This window comes from Endozoicomonas sp. ONNA1 (assembly GCF_024606325.1).
Lineage (GTDB): Bacteria > Pseudomonadota > Gammaproteobacteria > Pseudomonadales > Endozoicomonadaceae > Endozoicomonas_A.
Genome location: NZ_JAHHPN010000139.1, coordinates 1 through 8,525 on the forward strand (window position 1 = coordinate 1; position 8,525 = coordinate 8,525).

Annotated in this window: 13 protein-coding genes; 5 read left to right on the forward strand and 8 right to left on the reverse strand. The window is 47.9% G+C overall.

All coding sequences use genetic code 11. The features are described 5' to 3' along the window. Nucleotides 1–35: 35 nt before the first annotated feature. Both KDK19_RS03265 and KDK19_RS03270 read right to left on the reverse strand, forming a co-directional pair. Nucleotides 36–305 carry a hypothetical protein gene (locus tag KDK19_RS03265; protein WP_257291328.1) on the reverse strand — a complete coding sequence of 90 codons (270 nt, stop codon included), beginning with the start codon at nucleotides 303–305 and terminating at the stop codon, nucleotides 36–38. Then, nucleotides 241–984: a PHP domain-containing protein gene (locus KDK19_RS03270; protein WP_257291329.1), complete on the reverse strand. Its 744-nt coding sequence runs from the start codon at nucleotides 982–984 to the stop codon at nucleotides 241–243. Before KDK19_RS03270 ends, KDK19_RS03265 begins: the two co-directional genes overlap by 65 nt. A gap of 180 nt (nucleotides 985–1,164) precedes the next feature. Here KDK19_RS03270 and ispZ point away from each other — a divergent pair, with 180 nt between their 5' ends. From ispZ to KDK19_RS03285, 3 genes are all read left to right on the forward strand, one after another. After that, the gene (gene ispZ, locus KDK19_RS03275) at nucleotides 1,165–1,740 is read left to right on the forward strand and encodes a septation protein IspZ (RefSeq protein ID WP_257275806.1); all 576 of its coding nucleotides are present in this window, start codon (nucleotides 1,165–1,167) and stop codon (nucleotides 1,738–1,740) included. Continuing rightward, entirely contained in the window at nucleotides 1,741–2,040 is a 300-nt protein-coding gene (locus KDK19_RS03280) for a YciI family protein (RefSeq protein ID WP_257275805.1), read from the forward strand. A gap of 101 nt (nucleotides 2,041–2,141) precedes the next feature. Continuing rightward, nucleotides 2,142–2,840 (forward strand): TIGR04211 family SH3 domain-containing protein, encoded by a 699-nt coding sequence (locus tag KDK19_RS03285; RefSeq protein ID WP_257275804.1) that lies wholly within the window; start codon nucleotides 2,142–2,144, stop codon nucleotides 2,838–2,840. A gap of 122 nt (nucleotides 2,841–2,962) precedes the next feature. On the opposite strand, the gene KDK19_RS03290 is transcribed toward KDK19_RS03285, so the two are convergent. Further along, nucleotides 2,963–3,244 carry a SelT/SelW/SelH family protein gene (locus KDK19_RS03290; protein WP_257255404.1) on the reverse strand — a complete coding sequence of 94 codons (282 nt, stop codon included), beginning with the start codon at nucleotides 3,242–3,244 and terminating at the stop codon, nucleotides 2,963–2,965. 205 nt (nucleotides 3,245–3,449) lie between these two features. On the opposite strand from KDK19_RS03290, the gene KDK19_RS03295 reads away from it, so the two are divergent. Then, nucleotides 3,450–4,085: an O-methyltransferase gene (locus KDK19_RS03295; protein ID WP_257255403.1), complete on the forward strand. Its 636-nt coding sequence runs from the start codon at nucleotides 3,450–3,452 to the stop codon at nucleotides 4,083–4,085. Nucleotides 4,086–4,264: 179 nt separating this feature from the next. Beyond that, nucleotides 4,265–4,885, forward strand: coding sequence for a phosphoadenosine phosphosulfate reductase family protein (locus tag KDK19_RS03300; RefSeq protein ID WP_257275802.1), 621 nt, complete (start codon nucleotides 4,265–4,267; stop codon nucleotides 4,883–4,885). 63 nt (nucleotides 4,886–4,948) lie between these two features. Here the strand turns inward: KDK19_RS03300 and KDK19_RS03305 are convergent, their stop codons facing one another. The 5 genes from KDK19_RS03305 to KDK19_RS03325 all read right to left on the reverse strand — a co-directional run bounded on the left by KDK19_RS03305 (nucleotide 4,949) and on the right by KDK19_RS03325 (nucleotide 8,218). Continuing rightward, on the reverse strand, nucleotides 4,949–5,647 hold the full coding sequence (locus KDK19_RS03305; protein ID WP_257275801.1) for a DUF3313 domain-containing protein: 699 nt from the start codon (nucleotides 5,645–5,647) through the stop codon (nucleotides 4,949–4,951). A 98-nt stretch (nucleotides 5,648–5,745) separates the two neighbouring features. Continuing rightward, nucleotides 5,746–6,192, reverse strand: a complete 447-nt coding sequence (locus KDK19_RS03310; RefSeq protein ID WP_257275800.1) for a hypothetical protein — start codon at nucleotides 6,190–6,192, stop codon at nucleotides 5,746–5,748. Nucleotides 6,193–6,294: 102 nt separating this feature from the next. Continuing rightward, on the reverse strand, nucleotides 6,295–6,786 hold the full coding sequence (locus KDK19_RS03315; protein WP_257291330.1) for a hypothetical protein: 492 nt from the start codon (nucleotides 6,784–6,786) through the stop codon (nucleotides 6,295–6,297). A gap of 95 nt (nucleotides 6,787–6,881) precedes the next feature. Continuing rightward, on the reverse strand, nucleotides 6,882–7,193 hold the full coding sequence (locus KDK19_RS03320) for a BolA family transcriptional regulator (protein WP_257275798.1): 312 nt from the start codon (nucleotides 7,191–7,193) through the stop codon (nucleotides 6,882–6,884). A 92-nt stretch (nucleotides 7,194–7,285) separates the two neighbouring features. Next, complete coding sequence (locus KDK19_RS03325; protein WP_257281063.1) at nucleotides 7,286–8,218, reverse strand: 2Fe-2S iron-sulfur cluster-binding protein; 933 nt, start codon at nucleotides 8,216–8,218, stop codon at nucleotides 7,286–7,288. Nucleotides 8,219–8,525 lie beyond the last annotated feature (307 nt).

Here is an 8,525-nt window from a genome sequence, read left to right on the forward strand (position 1 = left end):
TCAGATCAGACATCTTTAATGCCGATGGCGAACATTTAAAGCCGATGGCGATCATTTGGTGACCACCAGCTCTCCCAGACAGGCAGGGTATCATCGGGAAGTTCTGGTGCTCTGCCCAGTTCTACCCACGGATTGGCAGGGGTATGGAAGTCACTCGCTCTTGAAGCCCCAAGTTCAAAGTCCTGGCAAAGTCTGGCCAACGTTTCCCGCTGTCCGGGAGGTTGCTGGCAGCTGCTGACTTCAAGGGCGTGGCCACCTGCCAGTTTGAAGTCCCTGACCAGAGCCCTGAGTTTGGTGCGGGTCATTTTGTATTTTCCCGGGTGAGCTAATACAGCCGAGCCTTTCAAAGCTCTGATCCAGGCTACGGCCTGACCCATGGGAGGCCAGAAGGCCTTCAAGTTGCCTATTTTTCTGATGCGACAAATGTTTATCAAAAGCCGCCTGCAACTCATTGATGTAGCCTTTTTCCAGCAACCAATGGGCGAAGTGAGGGCGGCCTGTCTGGATATTTTTTCTCGATAAAACAAAGCCGTCAGCCGTTTGTTTCTGCCGGTTTAAGGCCAGTTCAATGACTTCATCCATCAAAACGTCTGCACTGATATCGAGTTTCAGTTTCTTCACCAGGCGGTTGGCGATTAGCAGTGATCGCTGCTTTCTGGCAGAGCGCTGGTGATGAATGATTTTTTCAAGATCCGGGTGTGACAGGGAAAAATTAAGGCCAACAATATGGATTTCCATCGCAGACCAGGTAGTTGATAATTCCATCCCGGTGATCAGCCTGGGGCCTTCGAGCGTTTTATTCTTTAGAAACTGGTGTGCGGCCACCGAGTCATGGTCCGTAATAGCCAGTATATCGACACCTTGATCACGTGCTCGTTCATAAACTTCCAGCGGTCCCATGGAACCATCGGATGCGGTGGTGTGGCAATGGAGGTCGACATTCAGGGTCATTGCGATACAAATAAGTAGTAACTGTCGGTACACTCTACCACCAATGGAACGGTAAAGGCTTTTAAAAAATTGGCAGGATAGATCCGGTCAGGCATGGCAATGAAGTCGTTCCATAGTAAACTACAGGGTGATTTAACGAGCTCTGAATTCGGCTAGTGAGCCGCCCTGAGCAAAATATCCAAGTAAATCACAAGGTAACCCGACTGGTTTAATATGAAGCAACTGATTGATTTTATTCCACTGATCATCTTTTTTACGGTCTACAAAATGGACCCCAGAATGGTGGATGTAGCCGGATATTCTCTTGAGGTGGGAGGAGCCATCAGTGGCACTTTCTTCCTGATCATTACATCTGTCATTGTTTACGGTGGCAGCTTCATCAAGAACAAAACTCTTGAGAAGAGCCAACTTATTACTCTGTTAGCCGTGGTTTTATTCGGTGGTATGACTCTGGCTTTTCAGGACGAGAACTTCCTGAAATGGAAAGCACCGATTGTAAACTGGATCTTTGCTGCCGCCTTTCTGGGCAGTCAGTTTATTGGCCAAAAACCACTGGTGCAGCGAATGATGGAACATGCCATCAGCCTGCCCGATGAGATCTGGATTCGTATGAATCTGAGCTGGGTCATATTCTTTACACTACTGGGTGCCGCCAACCTTTATGTCGCCTTTACCTTCCATGAGTTCTGGGTGGACTTTAAGGTGTTCGGCAGTCTGATTCTTACTTTTGTCTTTGTCGTCTTGCAGTTCCTGGTGATCTCAAGACATATTCAGGCCGAGGAAAAATAAATGCTATACGCAGTCATCAGTGAAGATGTTGAAAATAGTCTGTCTCTGCGCAAGACAGCCAGGCCTGCTCACCTGGAAAGACTTGAGGTGCTAAAATCCCGGGGGCGCCTGGTTCTGGCAGGCCCTTGTCCTGCTATAGACAGTAATGACCCGGGTGAGGCCGGGTTCAGTGGCAGTATTGTTATCGCTGAATTTGATAGCCTCGAAGCCGCACAATTATGGGCTGATGATGACCCCTATGTGGCCGCTGGTGTTTATCGTTCTGTGAGTGTGAAGCCATTCAAGAAAGTACTCCCCTGATTTTCCTTCCGGAAGTCTGTCATTTTGATATTAAGGTATACAGGCGCCTCGCCCTGTCTGAAGCATTCTGATAGCAGGGCAGCCTGGCTAAGAGAGAAAACGTGAAACAATCCTTACACAAACTGTTTTTGTCCCTTGGTGCTATAGTGCTACTGGGTTCAATGGTTCAGGCTGAACCGGTTCAGGCTGAAACTCGTTATGTTACTGATGTTGTTTATGTCCCACTGCGTTCAGGGCCCGGTGCTCAATACCGGATTTTGCACCGGGGTCTGAAAACAGGACTGAGAATGACAGTTCTCGAAGCTGATGCCGGAGAAGGATACAGCAAGGTCAGAACGGCTGACGGATTAGAAGGGTATATCCCCCGTCAGTATCTGGTGGTCGAGGAGCCTGCCAGAGAGCGTCTGCCAAAGGTGCTGGAAAACCTTTCGCAACTGACCAAAGAGAACACGGCTCTAAAATCTGGATTATCTGCCACTGAGGATGAGCTGGACAATGTTAAAGGTACTCTTGAAGAGACCACCGGGCTGTTGGACGACAAAACCTCTGAGTTTATCGCCTTGAGAGAAGCGACCGCTGATCCTCAGGCACTGGATCGTCGGAACAAGCAATTGATGGAAGAAAATTTACAGTTGAAAAACCGGATTGAGGTAATAGAGGCTGAAAATAACCAGCTGATTCGGAGTAGCAGTATGCGCTGGTATCTCTATGGAAGTGGTACGATCATAATAGGTATTCTGCTGGGTTTGTTCTTGCCAATGATCCGATTCCGCAAAAAGCCTGCTTCCGACTGGGTTTAACCGTCTTCCTGAAGGTTTGAAAGAAGCCCCTGATATGACACGATCGGGGCTTCTGAAAGTAGCTGGATGCTGTCAGAGCCTGCTGGAAGTAGCGAGATTCTCTTTGGCCGGACTAGCATAAATCAGGAACGGTCATTGTGTCCGAGATCCCGTTCAGGATCTATCAGGTCACGGACTTTCTGTTTGATCTGCTTGGGTTGCGGAAAGCCGCCGTCCTGTTTTCTTTCCCAGATCTGTTTGCCGTTCAGGGTGATGACAAAGACACCACCTGTTCCGGGCTTCAGTCTCACCTCTCCCAGATCGGTGCTGAACGTACTGAGCAATTCCTGAGCAAGCCAGGCGGAGCGGAGCAACCACTGGCACTGGCTGCAATAGTTTATTTCTACAATGGGTTTTTCTGTCACGGTTTACTGCCTTGCAAGAGTTGAGTGAGTGATAGGTTCTATTTATTTTTGCCAGTGCCCTCTGTTCCTTCCTGGCTTGCTCAGAGTGTTCGGGAAGCCGCTTCAAATCCTACCATGAGTGTATCAGTCGGGCACGGTTAAAAGGCATTTTTTACTCAGCAGGCTCCTGATAGAATCTGCCCGTTAATGCAGTGAAGGAAAGGCCATGACGGTCATTGTAAATCCCGATATCGAACAATATTGCCATGACATTACCGGCGGTGAGTCGCCACTTCTGAAAGAGCTGGCCCAGGCGACAGAAGACCGGACCCGCTATCCGGGAAATATGTCGGGAAGAATGGTGGGGCAAACCTTGAAACTGCTGGTAGCCTTAAGTCACAGCAAGAGGGTGTTGGAAATCGGCATGTTCACCGGCTACGCGGCTTTATCCATGGCTGAAGCCCTGCCAGAGGATGGTGAAATCTATTGTTGTGAAACTAATCCTCGTGCCATTGCTATTGCAGAGGAATTCTTTGACCGATCACCCCATTCTCATAAGTTGAAAGTACTGTTTGGCAAAGCATTGGAAACCATCCCTACCATTGAGGGAGAACTCGACTTTGTTTTCATTGATGCCGACAAGAAAAAATACTTTGAATATCTGGAGCTGATTCTCCCCATGCTGAAGCAGGGAGGCGTTATTGTTATTGACGATGCGCTCTGGAAAGGCGGTGTATTGAACCCTCTGGATGAGCGGGATGAGGTGATTGCAAAGCTGAACCGCTATCTGTCTTCCAGGGCGGATCTGGATAATGTTCTTTTACCCGTCAGACATGGCCTTCATGTGGTACGTAAGATCTGATTTTAATCCTCTTTTTGACATTGTTTTAAATCTGACAAGTTTCTGGGGCATTAGTCCAACTCACTATTTGCAAAGAAAGATATGTTCTAGACGATCCATTGCCTCCCGGGAACCTCATCACCTATAGTTTGGCTAAACCAAGACACAAATGTTAAAGAATAAGTATTTCGGGGGAATCAATGGATCTGGAGACCATTAACCGTGAGCTTGCCGAGCGCTCGCCACAAGAGATTATCCGCTGGGCTCTGCAAAAGGCTATGAAGCCGGTGGTTACCACTAACTTTGGTCCTCACGAAGCTGCCATTCTGCATATGTCCACCCGGATTCAACCGGATTTGCCGGTGATCTGGATTGATTCTGGTTACGGCACACGGGCGACCTATCGCTTCGCCCGGGATCTGATCCAAACGTTGGAATTGAACATTCAGATTTATCACCCGGAATACAGTCGTGCCTATCGTGATGCCATCATGGGTGGTGTGCCAGAGGTGGATACGCCAGCGCATGACGAGTTTACCCGACAGGTCAAACTGGAGCCTTTTGGACGGGCCATGCAGAGTTTTTCTCCTGACTATTGGTTGACGGCTATCAGAAAAGACCAGACAGCTTTTCGTCAGGGTTTGGAGGTCGTCAGTGAAACCAAAGACGGTTATTACCGGGTAGCCCCTCTGTTGAACTGGACAGAGCTGGATGTTGAAGAGTACCTGGTAATGAACGACCTTCCCATTGAAGAAGATTACTATGACCCTACCAAAGTCATTGGTAACCGTGAGTGTGGTTTACACACCTCGGTCTCCTGAGTGTATGGGGGGATTAAGAGCAGGCTGCCTGATGAGCCCGACAGGCAGCCATGTTGGTGATTTTTACTGATCTTTATGGGTTAGCTTGTCCAGGCCACGGCTGTAGAAGTCCAGCCAGTCATCCAGAACGGCTTTGACATCTTCTTTGGTGACTTTGTCGTTGTCCGATTGCTTGTTGATTCCTTTACGCAGCACCTCACCTTCCAGTCTGCCTGTTTTGCCATCTCTCAATTGCACTTCCAAATACAGAGCCACGATGTAATCCAGACGGTCGGTGGCTGTTTTGATCAGGGTTCTGGCAACGGCGACGGGGAGAACAAATTGTCTGGGTTTAAGATCCTTCATCTCTGACACAATGCCGGTAATGGCTGGCTGAATAACCAAAACACCGGGTCCGGGTTTTTCTGCCAGTATTCCTCGCTGCTTCAGGCCTTCCCTGAAACCATTGTTCAGGTAGTCAGCGACTTTAGTGGCTACTTCGCGCTGGGCATCATTGGTGGCGTTGTAATTTGGGAACAGATTGACGGGCTCAAGATAAACCTTTTTATACTTTTTCAGATCGCCGCTGACCCAGCGCATGGCGGTATCATCATCAAAAGCAGTCAATCTTTCATAGTTTTCTAGATAGCCGCTGAAGGGTTGTTCTTCAGTATCAATTTTTTGCTGCGTTGAGCAAGCTGTGAGTAGCAGGGCGCTGACAAGCACAAAAGGCAGAGCAAGAGGCAGAGTAAAAAGTCGGCGAATTTTTTTATAAGCTGTCATGGTGCGAGCCGTTGTTTGATTAAGGTATTTGCTTTAACTGGGGTAGAGTGTCTACTAATGTTTGTCTTTTGAAAAGTATGATTTACCGAGATCGTCTGCTAAAAGAGTCCTTCTGAAGGGGCTCTGAGGGGTTCCGGGGCATCGATCACTCTGGGCCAGCGATGACTCTTGTGACAACTTTGTTCGTTTTCTTCGGTCACGACATACAGTCGGGTAAAAGGACCATCAGTAGCGATCAGCCCCTGGATAAACTGCTGTTTTTCCAGGAGAAACCAGTGGCTCTCCCCCGCTTCATCTTTTTCCATAAAAGCATCAACGCTGATTTTGACGGGCCTGGGGCTAAACCGGTTCCAGATACCCTTTTTAATGGACTCCAGTCTTGCCCAGCCTCCCTGTGGTGTAAGGCCTGGCTGACTCTCGCGGCGACCCCAGGGAACCAGAACCTGCTGACCCTGTCGGCTCAATACCGGCAGGCGGGCTTTGGGATTTGGGAAATAGGTTTTGATGGTCTGACCATCCAGCTCGAATTGTACACCGCCGCACACGTCGGGGGCTCTCCACTTCAGATCCGGGGCGAAGGATTTTACATTCTATCAATCAATCGAAGAAGGACTGGATTGGATATTTCGAAGTAGTGCACATTGTTATCAGGGCCTCTCCTCTTGGTGAGCGATTGCTTGACTGGCATTGGTTGCCGCAGAAGATGAACGCTCAATATGCTTTTCAACTTGCTTAATATCACTTGCAATCTCTTCCATCACAGCGACTACAAATTCTTTCGCTTCTTCATTCTTAACATTATCAGGATTATACCTGGGTTCAATGTAATCCAGAGAACGATAATGCTCTAACTGCTTGACCCCGTTTATCATGGTATCGGTGATAGACTTGATTTGTCCGGGAATTAATCGCTGTTCGGAGTCCAATGCTTCTCGACGTGAATCGAAATTTTTAACATCTTTTCCAACATATTGGGTAAATTTCGCAGAATGCATACTGTCGACATAAGTCATCAATACTTTAACCTGATACTTTCCGAAATTCACCGGTTCTCGTGTTTGAAATTCCGCAAGCGTTTCGCCCTTTGAGGGAATACTATTGGAATTACCGTGCACATTATCTCCTGTCACACTATTCATTTTAAATGCCTCTTCAAGGAAATGAGTTGTTTGTTTAGCTCCTTTACTCAGACAATCCCACCCCAGAAAGATTCCCTATCATATAAGGTCGCATGTCAATTGCTGCCACCTCTGCAGTCCGGACTGTCAGGTGCTTGTCCTTTACGCTCGTTCCACTCACCGGGGGTATAAGTATGAAGGGCCAGGGCATGAATGCCCCCTTGCATTTCATCGGAGAGGATTTTGTAAATCAGCTGGTGGCGTTTAACCGGCATTGTGTCTTCAAATGCCTGGCTAACCAGAACCACTTTAAAATGGGATTCAGAGCCCGATGGCACATTGTGCCTATGGCTTTCATTGAATATTTCAAAGTGTTCAAGCTCCAGGGCAGCTGTCAGTTTGTCACTGACTCGATCTTGCATAGTCATACTTCCATTCCACCTTTTTAATCTTGCCGAGACGATCAGATAGATGATTTTAGATTAACAGGAAGAGTGTGGGTTGCGAAGGGAAAAGTGGATCAGGAAAGTTCACTGTTCAAAGTGATGCATTCGATACCTGCTCGAAGAGAACAGGTGTACTCAATAGATGTGCTGAAGGTGATGTCACCGGCGCAAATCACTCTAATCGATGAGGCCTCTGATAATGCCGAGTCCAGCCATTGTCCATAGTCCTGTCGCCCTGTGGTCAGGGTGTAGCTGAATTGATCCATTTGCGAGAGTGCTTCCAACGACCCAAGACCGTAATGTTCGTCGCTGCTGTATGTTTCGTGGATTAGATGAATTCTAAGATGTGATGAGGACTCAATATTGCCCAGAGCTTCACGGGCATAAGCCAGCAAGGGGGCCAGCCCTATTTCCTGGGCAATAAGGATTTGGTCAGGGGTATCGAGCAGATTTCCACAAAGATTTAATCCACGGGGGCTGCTGATGCTGACTCGCTGTCCTGCTCTGGCAGCATCGTGCGCCCAGGTGCTGAAAGGGTCTGCCACCTTACGCTGGATATGGATGACCATCGATTGATCAAGGTTTGGCATTGACGCCAGATAACACTCTTTTTGCAGCTGTTGTCCTACGTCTATACAGATGTGTTGGCCGGGGGAATAGCTCATCGGATGCCGGAGAGCGAGCGTCAGGGCCACGACAGTGGGGCTTAAGAATTGTTTCGCAGTAATAGCGGCTTGAGTGTGGCTTCTGGAGGGCAGGGAGACGGTCATATCATTTTCAGGCAGACACTGGCACGCCAGAAAATACCCTTCACGGACTTTTTCACTGCTCAGGGAAATCTGGCTCTGTTTGGTGGGTTGTCCCAAGTCGGCTTTCATCATGCAGGCATGACAGATACCTGAACGACAGGAAAAAGGTATTTTTTCACCTTTTGCCAGTAAAGAGTCCAGCAGGCACCGGTTTTTATCCACCGGGTAGGCCCGGTTAGACAGTGTGATAACAGGCATGTTGGTATCTTACCTTAGTGCTTTTCATTACTGAAACACCAATGTTTTCCATGGCTACTGGTGTAATTTAAGCAACAACGAACCCGATATGTCCCTGTGTTCCATCGGATTATAACAAGATCTTCGAATATAGATCGTCTAGCGGCAGATTGGGCAAAATATTGTGTAATATACAGTAGAATCACTTCGTAAATGAAGAAAATATCTGGATAATGACTTATTGTTTAAAGGAAAAAAGTACTATCCAACGATGCAGCTAAACTGTTGATCACAAATGACTTTACGCGAAACTGGAAGCTTCGGATAC

Bases quoted from the DNA above. Each gene is read 5' to 3' on its own strand.
- KDK19_RS03265 (WP_257291328.1), bottom strand. From the start codon at position 305: ATGACCCGCACCAAACTCAGGGCTCTGGTCAGGGACTTCAAACTGGCA.
- ispZ (WP_257275806.1), top strand. From the start codon at position 1,165: ATGAAGCAACTGATTGATTTTATTCCACTGATCATCTTTTTTACGGTC.
- KDK19_RS03280 (WP_257275805.1), top strand. From the start codon at position 1,741: ATGCTATACGCAGTCATCAGTGAAGATGTTGAAAATAGTCTGTCTCTG.
- KDK19_RS03295 (WP_257255403.1), top strand. From the start codon at position 3,450: ATGACGGTCATTGTAAATCCCGATATCGAACAATATTGCCATGACATT.
- KDK19_RS03300 (WP_257275802.1), top strand. From the start codon at position 4,265: ATGGATCTGGAGACCATTAACCGTGAGCTTGCCGAGCGCTCGCCACAA.
- KDK19_RS03305 (WP_257275801.1), bottom strand. From the start codon at position 5,647: ATGACAGCTTATAAAAAAATTCGCCGACTTTTTACTCTGCCTCTTGCT.
- KDK19_RS03315 (WP_257291330.1), bottom strand. From the start codon at position 6,786: ATGAATAGTGTGACAGGAGATAATGTGCACGGTAATTCCAATAGTATT.
- KDK19_RS03320 (WP_257275798.1), bottom strand. From the start codon at position 7,193: ATGACTATGCAAGATCGAGTCAGTGACAAACTGACAGCTGCCCTGGAG.
- KDK19_RS03325 (WP_257281063.1), bottom strand. From the start codon at position 8,218: ATGCCTGTTATCACACTGTCTAACCGGGCCTACCCGGTGGATAAAAAC.